At 59.8% G+C, this 14,663-nt stretch carries 17 protein-coding genes and 1 pseudogene; 8 read left to right on the top strand and 10 right to left on the bottom strand.

Annotated features, from left to right (window positions below; genetic code table 11):
* Positions 1 to 37: 37 nt before the first annotated feature.
* The 6 genes from PMI36_RS11640 (at position 38) to PMI36_RS11665 (ending at position 7,221) form a co-directional block, all read left to right on the top strand.
* Positions 38 to 1,318, top strand: coding sequence for a glycerate kinase type-2 family protein (locus PMI36_RS11640; RefSeq protein WP_008073037.1), 1,281 nt, complete (start codon positions 38 to 40; stop codon positions 1,316 to 1,318).
* Positions 1,308 to 2,723 (top strand): pyruvate kinase, encoded by a 1,416-nt coding sequence (gene pyk, locus PMI36_RS11645; RefSeq protein WP_008073036.1) that lies wholly within the window; start codon positions 1,308 to 1,310, stop codon positions 2,721 to 2,723. Before PMI36_RS11640 ends, pyk begins: the two co-directional genes overlap by 11 nt.
* A 129-nt stretch (positions 2,724 to 2,852) precedes the next feature.
* Positions 2,853 to 3,767 (top strand): urea transporter, encoded by a 915-nt coding sequence (locus PMI36_RS11650; protein ID WP_008073035.1) that lies wholly within the window; start codon positions 2,853 to 2,855, stop codon positions 3,765 to 3,767.
* A 21-nt stretch (positions 3,768 to 3,788) separates the two neighbouring features.
* Positions 3,789 to 4,613 carry an ion transporter gene (locus tag PMI36_RS11655; RefSeq protein ID WP_008073034.1) on the top strand — a complete coding sequence of 275 codons (825 nt, stop codon included), beginning with the start codon at positions 3,789 to 3,791 and terminating at the stop codon, positions 4,611 to 4,613.
* Between the two features lie 217 nt (positions 4,614 to 4,830).
* Positions 4,831 to 5,829 carry a sulfate ABC transporter substrate-binding protein gene (locus PMI36_RS11660; RefSeq protein ID WP_008073033.1) on the top strand — a complete coding sequence of 333 codons (999 nt, stop codon included), beginning with the start codon at positions 4,831 to 4,833 and terminating at the stop codon, positions 5,827 to 5,829.
* Positions 5,830 to 6,015: 186 nt separating this feature from the next.
* Complete coding sequence (locus tag PMI36_RS11665; RefSeq protein WP_008073032.1) at positions 6,016 to 7,221, top strand: MFS transporter; 1,206 nt, start codon at positions 6,016 to 6,018, stop codon at positions 7,219 to 7,221.
* 98 nt (positions 7,222 to 7,319) lie between these two features.
* Here PMI36_RS11665 and PMI36_RS11670 read toward each other — a convergent pair whose 3' ends face one another.
* The gene (locus tag PMI36_RS11670) at positions 7,320 to 7,724 is read right to left on the bottom strand and encodes a type II toxin-antitoxin system HicB family antitoxin (RefSeq protein ID WP_008073031.1); all 405 of its coding nucleotides are present in this window, start codon (positions 7,722 to 7,724) and stop codon (positions 7,320 to 7,322) included.
* On the bottom strand, positions 7,724 to 7,936 hold the full coding sequence (locus PMI36_RS11675) for a type II toxin-antitoxin system HicA family toxin (RefSeq protein WP_008073030.1): 213 nt from the start codon (positions 7,934 to 7,936) through the stop codon (positions 7,724 to 7,726). Before PMI36_RS11675 ends, PMI36_RS11670 begins: the two co-directional genes overlap by 1 nt.
* 236 nt (positions 7,937 to 8,172) lie before the next feature.
* Between PMI36_RS11675 and PMI36_RS11680 the strand changes: the two genes are divergently transcribed.
* Positions 8,173 to 8,640, top strand: a complete 468-nt coding sequence (locus tag PMI36_RS11680; protein ID WP_008073029.1) for a helix-turn-helix domain-containing protein — start codon at positions 8,173 to 8,175, stop codon at positions 8,638 to 8,640.
* Positions 8,637 to 9,212, top strand: coding sequence for a PIN domain-containing protein (locus tag PMI36_RS11685; protein WP_032830513.1), 576 nt, complete (start codon positions 8,637 to 8,639; stop codon positions 9,210 to 9,212). The genes PMI36_RS11680 and PMI36_RS11685 overlap by 4 nt, the downstream gene beginning before the upstream one ends.
* A gap of 56 nt (positions 9,213 to 9,268) precedes the next feature.
* On the opposite strand, the gene PMI36_RS11690 is transcribed toward PMI36_RS11685, so the two are convergent.
* The 8 genes and pseudogenes from PMI36_RS11690 to PMI36_RS11725 all read right to left on the bottom strand — a co-directional run.
* Positions 9,269 to 9,673, bottom strand: a complete 405-nt coding sequence (locus tag PMI36_RS11690) for a hypothetical protein (RefSeq protein ID WP_008073026.1) — start codon at positions 9,671 to 9,673, stop codon at positions 9,269 to 9,271.
* Between the two features lie 14 nt (positions 9,674 to 9,687).
* A complete protein-coding gene (gene ccmI, locus PMI36_RS11695; RefSeq protein ID WP_008073025.1) occupies positions 9,688 to 10,890 on the bottom strand; it encodes a c-type cytochrome biogenesis protein CcmI in 1,203 nt (400 codons plus the stop codon).
* Positions 10,883 to 11,356 (bottom strand): cytochrome c-type biogenesis protein, encoded by a 474-nt coding sequence (locus tag PMI36_RS11700; protein WP_007894247.1) that lies wholly within the window; start codon positions 11,354 to 11,356, stop codon positions 10,883 to 10,885. Before PMI36_RS11700 ends, ccmI begins: the two co-directional genes overlap by 8 nt.
* Positions 11,353 to 11,889 carry a DsbE family thiol:disulfide interchange protein gene (locus tag PMI36_RS11705; RefSeq protein ID WP_008073023.1) on the bottom strand — a complete coding sequence of 179 codons (537 nt, stop codon included), beginning with the start codon at positions 11,887 to 11,889 and terminating at the stop codon, positions 11,353 to 11,355. The genes PMI36_RS11700 and PMI36_RS11705 overlap by 4 nt, the downstream gene beginning before the upstream one ends.
* On the bottom strand, positions 11,886 to 13,874 hold the full coding sequence (locus PMI36_RS11710; RefSeq protein WP_008073022.1) for a heme lyase CcmF/NrfE family subunit: 1,989 nt from the start codon (positions 13,872 to 13,874) through the stop codon (positions 11,886 to 11,888). Before PMI36_RS11710 ends, PMI36_RS11705 begins: the two co-directional genes overlap by 4 nt.
* Positions 13,875 to 13,877: 3 nt before the next feature.
* On the bottom strand, positions 13,878 to 14,333 hold the full coding sequence (gene ccmE, locus PMI36_RS11715) for a cytochrome c maturation protein CcmE (RefSeq protein WP_008026817.1): 456 nt from the start codon (positions 14,331 to 14,333) through the stop codon (positions 13,878 to 13,880).
* Positions 14,330 to 14,506 (bottom strand): heme exporter protein CcmD, encoded by a 177-nt coding sequence (gene ccmD, locus PMI36_RS11720; RefSeq protein ID WP_007894243.1) that lies wholly within the window; start codon positions 14,504 to 14,506, stop codon positions 14,330 to 14,332. The genes ccmE and ccmD overlap by 4 nt, the downstream gene beginning before the upstream one ends.
* A pseudogene (locus tag PMI36_RS11725) lies at positions 14,503 to 14,663 on the bottom strand (heme ABC transporter permease); the annotation flags it as partial. The pseudogene PMI36_RS11725 and the gene ccmD, both read right to left, overlap by 4 nt.

Here is a 14,663-nt window from a genome sequence, read left to right as displayed (position 1 = left end):
CGTCTTTCCCCAATAACAAGAATTCCGGGAGCCCGCCATGTCGGTCGATCCGCAACAATTGCTGCGCGAACTGTTTGCCACAGCCATCGACGCGGCCCATCCGCAGCACGTCCTCGAAGCCCATTTGCCCAAAGATCGCAGCGGTCGGGTGATCGTCATCGGCGCCGGTAAAGCCGCAGCCGCCATGGCCCAGGTGGTCGAGCGCTGCTGGCAGGGCGAAGTGTCCGGCCTGGTGGTGACCCGTTACGGCCACGGCGCCCCGTGCGAAAAAATCGAAGTGGTCGAAGCCGCACACCCGGTGCCGGATGCGGCTGGTTTGGCTGTCGCAAAGCGGGTGCTGGAACTGGTCAGCGACCTGAGCGAAGACGACCGCGTGATCTTCCTGCTCTCGGGCGGTGGCTCTGCCCTCCTCGCCTTGCCCGCCGCCGGCATCACCCTCGCCGACAAACAGTCGATCAACAAAGCCCTGCTCAAATCCGGCGCGACCATCGGCGAGATGAATTGCGTGCGCAAGCACCTCTCGGCAATCAAGGGCGGTCGTCTGGGCAAAGCCTGCTGGCCGGCCACGGTTTATACCTATGCGATTTCCGATGTACCGGGCGATCTCGCCACGGTCATCGCGTCCGGCCCCACCGTGGCCGACCCGAGCACCTCGGCCGAAGCGCTGGCGATCCTCAAGCGTTACGACATCGAAGTTCCGGCCTCGGTGCGTATTTGGCTGCAAAGCCCGGAATCGGAAACGGTCAAACCCGGCGATCCGAGCCTGGCTCGCAGTCATTTCCAGTTGATCGCACGCCCACAGCAATCGCTCGAAGCGGCAGCGGTGAAAGCCCGTCAGGCCGGTTTCAGTCCGTTGATTCTCGGCGACCTGGAAGGTGAATCCCGGGACGTGGCGAAGGTCCATGCCGGCATTGCGCGGCAGATCGTCCAGCACGGCCAGCCGCTGGCAGCGCCGTGCGTGATTCTGTCCGGCGGCGAAACCACTGTCACCGTGCGCGGCAATGGCCGTGGCGGGCGCAACGCCGAATTCCTGCTGAGCCTGACCGACAGCCTCAAAGGCTTGCCCGGCGTCTACGCACTGGCCGGCGACACCGACGGCATCGACGGCTCCGAAGACAACGCCGGCGCCATCATGACCCCAGACAGTTACGCCCGCGCTGCCGCCCTCGGCCTCGCTGCCTGCGATGAACTGGACAACAACAATGGCTACGGCTATTTCGCCGCGCTGGATGCGCTGATCGTCACCGAACCGACCCGCACCAACGTCAACGACTTCCGCGCCATCCTGATTCTCGAGAGCACTAAACATGACGCCTGATAAGAAGGTCAAAATTCTCGCCACCCTTGGCCCGGCCACCAACGGGATTGACGACATCCGTGAGCTGGTGCAGGCCGGGGTCAATATCTTTCGCCTGAACTTCAGCCACGGCGATCACGCCGACCACGCCCAGCGCTATCAGTGGATTCGTGAAGTCGAGCGCCAGCTGAATTACCCGTTGGGGATACTGATGGACCTGCAAGGCCCGAAACTGCGGGTCGGCAAATTCTCCCAAGGCAAAGTGCAGCTGCATCGCGGCCAGGCCTTGCGTCTGGACCTCGACCCGACGCCGGGTGATGAGCGCCGGGTCAACTTGCCTCACCCGGAAATCATCGCCGCGCTTACGCCTGGCATGGACCTGCTGCTAGACGATGGCAAACTGCGCCTACGGGTGGTGACCAAGTACGCCGACGCCATCGACACCACGGTGCTCAACGGCGGCGAGCTGTCGGACCGCAAAGGCGTCAACGTGCCGCAAGCGGTGCTCGACCTGAGTCCGCTGACTACCAAGGATCGTCGCGACTTGAGCTTCGGTCTGGAGCTGGGGGTGGACTGGGTCGCGCTGTCGTTCGTGCAACGTCCGGAAGACATTCTCGAAGCCCGCGCACTGATCGGCGACAAGGCCTTCCTGATGGCCAAGATCGAGAAGCCATCGGCCGTGACTCAACTGCGGGAAATCGCCGAATTGAGCGATGCGATCATGGTCGCTCGCGGTGACCTGGGTGTTGAAGTGCCGGCCGAAAGCGTGCCGCAAATCCAGAAAAACATCATCAGCACTTGCCGCCAACTCGGCAAACCGGTGGTGGTGGCGACGCAGATGCTGGAGTCGATGCGCTTCTCCCCGGCCCCGACTCGCGCCGAAGTCACTGACGTCACCAACGCGGTGGCCGAAGGCGCGGACGCGGTGATGCTGTCGGCGGAAACCGCGTCCGGCGAGTATCCGCTGGAAGCGGTGCAGATGATGAGCAAGATCATCCGTCAGGTGGAAAACGGCCCGGACTATCAGGCCCAACTGGACGTGAGCCGACCGAAAGCCGAGGCCACGGTGTCCGACGCGATCAGTTGCGCGATCCGCCGCATCAGCAACGTGCTACCGGTGGCGGTGCTGGTGAATTACAGCGAGTCCGGCACCTCGAGCCTGCGGGCGGCGCGGGAACGGCCAACGGTGCCGATCCTCAACCTGACGCCGAATTTGCAGACCGCTCGCCGATTGACGGTGGCGTGGGGCGTGCATTCGGTGGTCAACGATCGGCTACGCCAGGTGGACGAAGTGTGCTCGACGGCGTTGGAGATTGCCCAGGCACAGGGCATGGCTCAACGCGGCGATACGTTGTTGATTACTGCGGGTGTGCCGTTTGGGCAGCCGGGGTCGACCAATTCGTTGCGCATTGAGACGTTGATTTAGCGCCTGCACCGGCCTCTTCGCGAGCAAGCCCGCTCCCACATTTAATCTGTGTTCGACACAAGACTAATGTGGGAGCGGGCTTGCTCGCGAAGCAGGCGGCACGGTCCCCCAGACACACAGACCCCCATCATGCCTGCCCACCACTTCAACACCCACTGCCCCGACTGGGCCACTGCCCTGCTCAATGGCTTCAGCCAGATCTTTCTCCAGCGCCATCCGCTGTGCGGCCTGCTGTGTCTGTTGGCGATTCTGTTCAGCGCCCCGGCCCTGCTCGGCGGTGCGTTGCTGGGAGGGGTCGCCGGGTTGCTCACCGCGCAACGTCGCGGTTACACCAAGGCTGATCGTCAGGCCGGACTGTTCAGCTACAACGGTATTCTGCTCGGTCTGCTGCTGAGCCTTTATTTCCCATGGTCAGCGCTGTTGCCACCGCTGATCATCGCCGCTGGGGGGCTGAGCGCGATGCTCACCCAGCAATGGCTCAAGCATTCGCGCGATCATGATTGCCTGCCCGCCTACACCGCGCCCTTTGTCGGGGTGAGCTGGTTGCTACTGTCGTTTGCCGCTCCCCAGCAACCCGCGCCGCTGATCGAAATGACCACACTCAATTTGCTCGCCGCGTCATTGAAAGGGCTCGGTCAGGTGCTGTTTCTCGGTCATCCGCTGGCCGGTGCTCTGATTGCCACGGGTTTGATGATCGCTGACCGTCGTGCCTTCCTGTGGGCGCTGCTCGGCTCCGCTGCTGGTCTCATCTTCGCCTTGCTGCACCACGACACTTCAAGCGCCTTACAGGGCTTGAGCGGCTACAACGCCGTGCTCGCCGCCCTCGCCTTCAGCCAAAATCGTCGCCAGCCTTGGCTGCCATTGTTGGGAATCCTGCTGGCGGTGTTGCTCACACCGGGGTTCGCCGCACTCGGCCTGGCCACGTTGACTGCCCCCTTCATCCTCGCCTGCTGGATGATTCGCGCAGGCATGCGGGTGTTGCGTCAGGCCGCCATGGACAGCGCGCCTTGCGCTACCGAGGGGAATCGACCTAGGCTTCGCTGATTCTGGGTTCAGGCGCTTTCCATGGACAGCAATAAAAACTGGCGTGAAGACCTTTACGTCATCATTTTCCAATCCGATACCCCGGCCGGTCGCCGCTTCGACAGCATTCTGTTGTTGATCATCCTGGCGAGCCTGGTGATCGTGATTCTGGACAGTATCGACAGCGTTCATCAGAACTACGCCGACATGCTGGCGTACATCGAATGGGGCTTCACCATCGTTTTCGCCATCGAATACGGTCTGCGCCTGTACTGCTCGCCCAAGCCGCTGCGCTACGCGTTCAGCTTCTATGGGCTGGTGGATTTGCTGGCGATCGTGCCCGGCATTCTTGCGCTGTATTACAGCGATGCGCAGTACCTGCTGATTATCCGGATCATTCGGATGCTGCGGATTTTCCGCGTGCTCAAGCTCAGCCCGTATCTGAAGCAAGCCAACTATTTGATGACGGCGTTGCGCGGCAGCAAGCAGAAGATCGTGGTGTTTCTGCTCAGCGTCAGCACCCTGGTGACGGTGTTCGGCACCTTGATGTACGTGATCGAAGGCCCGGAACACGGCTTCACCAGCATCCCCAAAGGCATCTACTGGGCCATCGTCACACTGACCACCGTGGGCTTTGGCGATATCGTGCCCAGGACGCCATTGGGTCAGGTGGTTTCGTCGCTGGTGATGATCACCGGTTACTCGATCATCGCCGTGCCCACAGGGATCTTCACCGCGGAACTGGCCAACGCCATGCGCGGCGAACAACTGCAACACGATTGCCCGACCTGCCAGAAAAACAGTCACGAACACGGCGCAGCATTTTGCTCGCGTTGCGGCAATGCGCTGTTCAAGAAACTGGAATAAGCAAAGTGCTTTTTAATCTTTAAAGGGCTATGCGAGCCCGGCTATAGTCGCTGGCAAAACGGTGGCAACACCTCTTCGATGACTGACAACTAACCCGTAGGAGCTGCCGCAGGCTGCGATCTTTTGACTTTGATTGGTGTCGGCAATTTAAGATCAAGAACGAAATCAAAAGATCGCAGCCTGCGGCAGCTCCTACAAAAAAAAAAAGGAATGCGCAGTGAAAAAACTCTTTGGCGCCTCACTTCTGGCCGCGGGCCTGGCCTTGGGCAGCGTGGCACAGGCAGCACCGACCCTGCTTAACGTTTCCTACGACGTGATGCGAGATTTCTACAAGGACTACAACGCTGCCTTCCAGAAACACTGGCAAGCCGAGCACAACGAAAACATCACACTGCAAATGTCCTTCGGCGGCTCCAGCAAACAGGCGCGCTCAGTGATCGATGGCCTGCCGGCTGACGTCATCACCATGAACATGGCCACCGACATCAACGCCTTGGCGGACAATGGCAAACTGGTCCCGGACAACTGGGTCACACGCCTGCCAAACAACAGCGCGCCATTCACCTCGGCCACCGTGTTCATCGTGCGCAAAGGCAACCCGAAAGCATTGAAAGACTGGCCAGATCTGCTCAAGGACGGCGTGCAAGTGATCGTCCCCAACCCGAAAACCTCGGGCAACGGCCGCTATACCTACCTCTCGGCCTGGGGCTATGTGCTGAAGAACGGCGGTGACGAGAACAAGGCCAAAGCCTTCGTCGGCAAACTGTTCAAGCAAGCGCCAGTGCTGGATACCGGTGGCCGTGCAGCGACTACAACGTTCATGACCAACCAGATCGGCGACGTGCTGGTGACCTTCGAAAACGAAGCGGAAATGATTGCGCGTGAATTTGGTCGTGATCAGTTTGAAGTGATTTACCCAAGTGTTTCCGCTGAAGCGGAACCTCCGGTGTCCGTGGTCGACAAAGTGGTCGAGAAAAAAGGCACTCGCGCTGCTGCCGAGGAATATTTGAAGTACCTGTGGTCGCCGGAAGGTCAAGAGATTGCGGCGGCCAACTACCTGCGTCCGCGCGATCCGGCGGTATTGGCCAAGTACACCGATCGCTTCCCGAAAGTGGATTTCCTCTCGGTGGAGAAGACCTTTGGTGACTGGCGCACTGTGCAGAAGACCCACTTCAATGATGGTGGGGTTTTTGATCAGATTTACAGCGGTCAATAACTCCTGAGGCCAATGAAAAGGCGACCCATGAAGGTCGCCTTTTTTTGTGGGAGCTTGAAGACCCAATGAACGGCCTCTCTCAATCATTCTTCAGAGGCATGATTACTATCACCCTGTTCCCTCTTCCGCCGCTCTAGCCAGCCGATTAGCCTCTGCGCATTCCTTCTTGTTCAACGAGACCCGTTTATGAACCCAACGACTCTGGTGCCCCTCGGTACCGCGACAATGACCCGAGGCATGGTGCTGCTCTTTGCCTTCTGTTGCGGCGCCATCGTGGCCAACATCTACTACGCCCAGCCGATCATCGGCCTGATCGCGCCGGACATCGGCCTGACCGACACCATGGCCAGCCTGATCGTTTCGCTGACACAGATTGGTTATGCGTTGGGTCTGTTCTTCCTGGTGCCGTTGGGTGATCTGCTGGAAAACCGCCGCTTGATGATTATTACCACCGTGGTGGCGATTGCCAGTTTGCTGGGCGCGGCGTTCACCGATCAGCCGAACGTGTTTCTGCTCATCTCGTTGCTGGTGGGGTTCAGTTCGGTGTCGGTACAGATCCTGATTCCACTGGCCGCCCACCTGGCGCCGGAAGAATCGCGCGGCCGCGTGGTCGGCGGCATCATGGGTGGTTTGCTGCTGGGGATTCTGCTGGCTCGACCGGTGTCCAGCGTAGTAGCCGATCACTTCGGCTGGCGTGCGATGTTCATCATCGCAGCGGTATTGATGGCGGCCATCAGCATTGTGCTGGCCCTGACCATTCCCAAGCGCCAGCCTGATCACAGCGCTTCTTATGGCCAGTTGTTGGGTTCGCTCTGGACGCTGTTGCGTCAGCAGCCGGTATTGCGTCAGCGCGCGTTTTACCAAGCCTGCATGTTCGCCACATTCAGCCTGTTCTGGACTGCAGTACCACTGGAGCTGTCGCGCAATCATGGCTTGTCGCAAACCCAGATTGCGATCTTCGCCCTGGTCGGCGCCATCGGCGCGATTGCTGCACCCATCGCCGGTCGACTGGCCGATGCTGGCCATACCCGCATCGCCTCGCTGCTGGCCCTGCTATTCGCCAGCCTGAGCTTCCTGCCCGCCTTCATCCACCCGGTCTACAGCGTTATCGGCCTGGCCGTGACGGGGGTGGTACTGGATTTCTGCGTGCAAATGAACATGGTCCTCGGCCAACGAGCGGTCTACACCCTCGACGCTAAAAGCCGCGGCCGTTTGAATGCGCTGTACATGACCAGCATCTTCATCGGCGGCGCGTTTGGTTCTTCGGTGGCCAGCGCGGTGTATGAGCATGGCGGCTGGCTGTGGATCGTGATTGTGGGTAGTGCGTTTCCACTGTTGGCGTTATTGCGGTTTTTGAGTGTTTCGCAAAGGCGTTCGTTGGCAACGGCTTAGGACGCTAAAAGCTTCGCGGGCAAGCCTCGCTCCTACAGGTCTTACGCTAACCCTGTAGGAGCGAGGCTTGCCCGCGAAGGCGATTCGACTGAAACCACTCAATGCCGAACCAGCTTCTCCATCGCCGCATCCGCGAGAAAGGAGGAGCGGCTTTTGACATTGTGCTCTCGCACATAACGGTCAATGCGCTGGATCACGTAGCCAGGCAGTGTCACGTTGACCTTCTCGGTCTTGCCCAGATATTGCGAGATGTCGAGTTCCAGCATTCCCCAACCCATGTCGGCAAATTCCGGATTCTCGCGGTGCGCAGCCGCTGAGGTCGGCATCGGAATCGACTCCCCGTCTGCCATGATCTCCTGCAGCAGGATGTGGGCGATTTCGACCGCCGCGTTGTAAGCATCTTCAAACGTATCCCCGGCCGTTACGGCACCAGGAATATCGGGGATCTGAATACCGATGGCGGTGTTCTCGTCGCCCCACTCGATACAGATTGGGTATTGCATTATGGATCTCCTGCCAAACTGGCTCCCGGGCAATAAAGCCCGGCTCGCCTCCTGATGCTTTTGACCGTCCCGATCGGCAAATCCTTCTTCGGATGAGGGGCGGGTATCGTGTAAGGGTTGTAACGGTGAGTGAAGATGTGATGACTACCGGTGACCCGGTCCAGTGTCCAGCCCGCCAATATCAGCTCTTTGATCAATAACCTGCTCTGCACCACCAGCCTCCTTGCTTCGGCCCAACAAAAATAACCCTAGGGTTACTTTTACTCAAGCACAAAAATCCGGATCACGACGCTCGGTTGTTTTACAGGGTGTTGATTTGATCGGACCTGCTGTCGATTAAGTCCAGACCTTGCTGGCAAAAGTGCCTTAAACAAGCTCATTTTTCGTTTATTGCGATTTTCGTTTGATTCGAATAGCCTTTCAGCATCGCTATTGTAGGAATTTCATCATGTCCCTAGTCATCCACCCACCGATCAATTTGCCCATGGCACGCGAAGTTCAGGCCGCTATCGAAGGCCAGCGCGCCCTCGCGGCCTATCTCGCGACTCAATTCGAAACCCAACGCATCCAGATTTTCGACGAGCAGAATGAAGCTCACAGTGTCGAACTGCCCACTTCAGCCCTGCGATTGCTGGTCGACATCCTCGCGGCATTGGCTGAAGGCAACGCGGTAAAGGTCGTCCCGGTTCACGCGGAACTGACCACCCAGGAAGCGGCGGACTTGCTCAATGTCTCACGCCCGCACCTGATCAAACTGCTGGAATCCGGCGAGTTGTCCTACCACAAAACCGGCAAGCACCGACGTGTGCGCTTTGCCGATTTGATGGACTATAAAAACCGGCGCGACACCGCCAGCGAGCAAGCAATGACGCTTCTCGCCGAGCAAGCACAAGCGTTAAGGACAGGATACGAGTGAGGCACTCCCCTTTTACCGCTGTATATGACGCATGTGTTCTGTACCCCGCTCCCTTGAGAGATTTTCTGATGTGGCTCGCGCTCTCAGGACGTTTCAGGGCGCGATGGTCACTGGAGATACACAACGAATGGAAGCGCAATCTGCTGAAAAACCGCCCGGACCTGACAACAGAGCAATTGGATCGCACGTCCGACTTGATGGATCAGGCCATACCCGATGCTTGCGTATCCGGTTACGAAAAGCTGATCGAAGGGCTCACACTGCCCGACATCGATGACCGACATGTTCTGGCTGCCGCCATACGCTGCAACGCCAGTGTCATTGTGACTTTTAATCAGAAAGACTTTCCCGATGAAACACTCGGACCTTTTGGTATCGAGGCCCAGCATTCTGACGAGTTCGTCGATAACCTCTTTGACCTGGACCCGGCAGCGGTTGTCGCGGCAGCACAACGGCAACGCAAACAGCTAAAGATGCCGCCGATGGATGTCGACATCTATCTTGACCTGCTCTTGCGCCAAGGCCTGATTCAGTCGAGCAAGGCGTTGACCCACTATCGAGCGATTCTTTAATCGCCTCTCACAAACCCCAAAAAGCAAAACGGCGATCCTCAGATCGCCGTTTCCATTCACTGCCCGAATTGCCGTCCCAACCCACCCGGCACGCCATGGATGTCCGTTTCTTCCCATGGCCCGTTGGGGCTGATCGAGCGGCTCCAGCCGTTGTTCCAGCGGTAGTAGGTGCGCTGGCGGTAGAAGGTGTTGGTCTGATCATCGAGAACGTAAACGCCGAGTTTCGCATCCCAATGGCTGTTGCCCCCCGGTGGCGGGGCGAAGCTGGCGGAAGTGCGTGGAATCGGCTTGGACGGTTTGACCGGGATGCTCGGTTTGCTCGGGGCCGTGGTTGGAGGCGGTTTGGTGCTTGGCCCCGAAGGCGGGATTGGCGGCAGCCGTGTGGGCTCGGGCTGCTGGACCGCACAGGCGCTTAACCCCAAAACCATACTGAGGAGAGTGATACGAGCGATGGCGGTCATGGTGGTGCTTCCTGTTATTTATCCGGGCTGTCGATGATCAGTTTTTGTTGCGCGGTGGTGCTGGTGGCCAAGGGTTGGCTGCGACCGATCCATTCGCCGGCAGTCGGTTGGCCAGCGCGGGAGATGCGCGCAACCAGTTGGACTTCAGGGAAGTTCGACAGTTTCAACTGCGGCATCATGGCGTCGGCATCACCCAGTTCGACGGTTGCCGGCAAGTCGGCGACGGTCAGACGCTTGGCGGCCAGCGGTGCGGGGGGGCCGGAGATGGCGCGGGCGAAGATGAACACGCTGTCACCCGGCAGGACCTTGGCCTTCAGCTCTGGCGAAAGTTCGACTTGCACTTTGAGCAGCGCTGCAGCTTTAACCGCAGGCGCTTGGGCAACTTTGCCACCGCTGGCTTCAAGCTTCTCGGCGGCCCGAGTAATGCCGCCTTGCAGAGCGACGCGGGATTTATCATCCGGCGGCAGTTGCGCCAGCAGGCGGTTCCAGTAGTCGATGGCGTCCTGATAACGCTCGCCTTCGAAGGCCGCGATGCCCAGCAGACCGAGGCTGGTGACTTCTTTCGGATCAGCTTTGAGCGCTTCGTCGGTCAGGGCCTGGACCTTGTCCGACCACTTCTTGCCGTCGGCGAAATATTGCGCCTGGGCCCACTGCCCGAGCAGTTCCGGCTGGCGACCGGCCAGGCTTACGGTGCGTTCGAAGATCTTCGCCGCATCGCCCGGACGGTCCTGAGCCATGTAGGTGCGGCCGAGGAAGTACAGGCCTTCGGCCGAATCCGGTTGGGCGGCAACCGCACGCTCCAGACGACGGGTCATTTCTTCCATCGACTGCGGCGCCTGGGCGAATTCGCGGGTCAGCTCGACTTTGTCGCTGGCGCCGAAATGCAGGTACAGCCCAAGGCCCAGCACCGGAACCAGAATCGCCGCCAGCAATGGCAACGGCTTGCCCAGACGCGACACACGCGGCGCCTCGACGCCTTCGGTGTCGGCGAGCAGTTCACGGGCAGCTTCGGCGCGGCCGGTGTCCATTTGTTCGGCGTTGAGTACGCCCTCCTCCTGCTGAGTCTGCAACTCAGCCACGCGCTCCTGATAAAGCGCGACGTTCAGTGCCGTGCGGTCCTCTTCCAGCTGAGCGCGGCGACCACGCAGAACGGGGATCAGCAGAAAACTCAGGGCAACCAGGAGCAGCAGGCCTGCAGCGAGCCAGAAATCAATCATTCTTGGTTTTATCCAACAGGTGGTCGAGGCGCTCGCGCTCCTCGGCAGAAAGCGTGTCCGGGCTGTCAGTACGTTGCACGCGACGACGACGGACGATCACGGCGATGATCACAAAACCGCCCAGCAGCAGGCCGGCGGGGCCGAACCAGAGCAGTGCAGTTTTGGCGTTGAGGGCAGGTTTGTAGCGAACGAAATCACCGTAGCGGTCGACCATGAAATCGATGATTTGCTGGTTGTCCTTGCCCTCGCCGAGCATGCGAAAAATCTCTTTGCGCAGGTCGGCGGCGATTGGTGCGTTGGAATCGGCGATGTCCTGATTCTGGCACTTGGGGCAACGCAGCTCTTTGGTCAGCTCGCGAAAACGCTCACGGTCGCCTTCTTTGGCGAACTCGTAGGTGTCGATGGCCGCGTGGGCCACACCGGCCATGCTCAAACCCAGCACGGCGGCGGCAATCCAGCGCTTCATGGCTTGGCCTCGTCGACCAGCGCCTGATACTTGGCGGCCAGTTTTTCGCGCCAGACCTGTTCGTCGATCACGCCGACGAATTTGTCGCGGATGATGCCCTTGGCATCGATGAAGAAAGTTTCCGGTGCGCCGTATACGCCGAGGTTCAGGCCCAGGGTGCCGGCATCGTCACGGATGTCCAGTTGATACGGGTTATGGAACTCGGCCAGCCACTTCAAGGCATCGGCGTTGACGTCCTTGTAGTTGACGCCGTAGATCACCACGCCTTGCTGCGCCAATTTATTCAGCACCGGGTGCTCGACCCGGCAGGAAATGCACCAGGTGCCCCAGACGTTGACCAATGCCGGTTTACCCAGAAGATCCGCTTTAGTCAGGGTTTTGTCACCCTGCACCGAGGGCAGCGAAAACTCAGGGAACGGTTTGTTGATCATCGCCGAAGGCAGCTCGGCCGGGTTCAGGTACAGACCCCGATACAGAAAAACAGCAACCACCAGAAAAATCGCCAGTGGCAACAGCATCAACCAACGTCTCATGCGGTGACTCCCGTCATGCCGAGTGCTTCACGCACGCGGCTTTTCACCTTGACCCGATAACGACGATCCAGCGCCGCCAGCAAACCGCCGAAACCTGTGAGCAACCCGCCGAACCAGATCCAGCGCACGAACGGTTTGACGTGTACCCGAACCGCCCAGGCGCCCTCGCCCAATGGCTCGCCCAGCGCGACGTAAAGGTCACGGGTGAAACCGGCGTCGATCCCGGCTTCGGTCATCACCGAGTTCTGCACGGTGTAGAGGCGTTTTTCCGGGTGCAGCACACTGATTTCCTTGCCATCGCGGATCACCCGCACGGTGCCCTTGTCGGAGGTGAAGTTCGGCCCTTCGAAGTGCTTGGCGCCGTCGAACACAAACTGATAACCGGCCAGGCTCATGGACTCACCCGGTGCCAGGCGCAGATCGCGCTCGGCACTGTTCTGGCTCGACAACACGACACCCAGCGCGCATACGGCAATGCCCAAATGCGCGATTTGCATGCCCCAATAGCTGCGGGTAAGGGTCGGCAGACCTTTGATCAAACCCTTGTGACGCGTTTTGTCGAAGATATCCCGCACACCGGCCAGCAACACCCAGGCGGCGAGCATGAACGTCGCCAGCACCGCCCAGTTGAAATCGCCGTAAGCGACACCCGCCACTACGGCCAGCGCAGCGCTGCCGAGCAACACCGGGGTCAACATGCTCATCAGCCATTTGACCGGCGTGTCTTTCCAGCGCACCAGCATGCCGACCGCCATCACTACCATCAGTATCGCCATCAATGGAATGAACAGCGCGTTGAAGTACGGCGGGCCGACCGACAGTTTGGCGCCGGTCATTGCGTCGAGAATCAGCGGATACAAGGTGCCGAGCAGGATCATCGAAGCGGCCACCACCAGCACCAGGTTATTGCCCAGCAGCAGGGTTTCCCGGGACCAGAGGTTGAAGCCGACATGGCTCTTGACCACCGGCGCGCGCAGGGCAAACAGCGTCAGCGAACCACCGACCACAAACAGCAGGAAGATCAGGATGAATACGCCGCGCTCAGGGTCGGACGCAAAGGCGTGAACCGACGTCAGCACGCCGGAACGCACGAGGAAGGTCCCGAGCAAACTCAACGAGAACGCGGCGATCGCCAGCAACACCGTCCAGCTCTTGAACACGCCACGTTTTTCCGTGACCGCCAACGAGTGAATCAACGCCGTGCCCACCAGCCAAGGCATGAAGGATGCGTTTTCCACCGGGTCCCAGAACCACCAGCCGCCCCAGCCAAGTTCGTAATAAGCCCACCAGGAGCCCAACGTAATACCGATACCGAGGAAGGCCCAGGCGACGATCGTCCACGGACGCGACCAGCGCGCCCACGCCGCATCGAGACGACCGCCCAGCAGCGCGGCGATGGCGAAGGCGAAGGCTACGGAGAAACCGACGTACCCCATGTACAACATCGGTGGGTGAACGATCAGGCCGATGTCTTGCAGCAAGGGATTGAGGTCGCGCCCATCCGTCGGCATCTGCGGCAGGATTCGGGCGAAAGGGTTAGATGTCAGGATCAGGAACAGCAAAAAGCCGGTGCTGATCATGCCCATCACGGCCAATACGCGAGCCAGCATCACTTGCGGCAATTGTCGGGAGAACACCGACACCGCGAAGGTCCAGCCACCGAGGATCAATGCCCACAGCAGCAACGAACCTTCGTGAGCGCCCCAGACGGCGCTGAATTTGTAGTACCACGGCAAGGCGCTGTTGGAGTTGCTGGCCACATAAGCGACGGAGAAGTCGTCCGCCATGAAGGCATACGTCAGGCAACCGAAAGCGAACAGCAAAAACGCGAACTGTCCCCACGCGGCGGGCTGGGCCAGGCTCATCCACAGACGGTCGCCACGCCAGGCACCGAGCAACGGCACAACGGCTTGAACCAGCGCGAAACACAGCGCCAGGATCATGGCCAGGTGGCCGAGTTCAGGGATAAAGATGCCGGAAGTCATCGATCAACCCTCCTTCGCGGGTGTTGGGGCGGATTGACCACTGTCTTTCAGCGCCTTGGTCACTTCCGGCGGCATGTACTTCTCGTCGTGCTTGGCCAGCACTTCATCAGCCACCACCACGCCGTCAGCGTTGAGCTTGCCGAGGGCGACGATGCCCTGCCCTTCGCGGAACAGGTCCGGGAGGATGCCGCGGTAGCTGATGGTCACGGACTTGTTGAAGTCGGTAACGATGAATTTCACGTCCAGGGAATCGCCAGAACGTTGTAGCGAACCTTTCTCCACCATACCGCCCGCGCGGATACGCGTGTCTTGCGGGGCTTCGCCGTTGGCGATCTGGGTAGGGGTGTAAAACAGATTGATGTTCTGCTGAAGGGCGCTCAGGGCCAGGCCGACGGCAGCGCCGACACCGACCAGGATCGCGAGAATGATGATAAGACGCTTTTTACGCAGCGGATTCACTTGCCGTTCTCCCGGCGCAGACGACGCGCCTCTTGTTGCAGATACCGCTTGCGGGCCAGGATCGGCGCCGCCACGTTGAGGGCCAGTACCGCCAGGCTAATGCCATAGGCTGACCAGACATACAGGCCGTGATGGCCCATGGCGAGAAAGTCGCCGAATGAAGCGAAACTCATCGAGCGGCCTCCAGACTGTTCTGCACTTCGGTTTTCACCCAGCTCGCCCGGGCTTCGCGCTTGAGCACTTCAAGGCGCATGCGCAGCAACAGCACCGCGCCGAAGAAACAGTAGAAACCCAACGCCGACAGCAGCAGCGGCAGCCACATCTCGGCGG

Origin of the sequence: Pseudomonas sp. GM79, assembly GCF_000282495.1 — a bacterium.
In the GTDB taxonomy this organism is placed as follows: domain Bacteria; phylum Pseudomonadota; class Gammaproteobacteria; order Pseudomonadales; family Pseudomonadaceae; genus Aquipseudomonas.
This window is presented reverse-complemented; position numbering and strand designations above follow the sequence as displayed.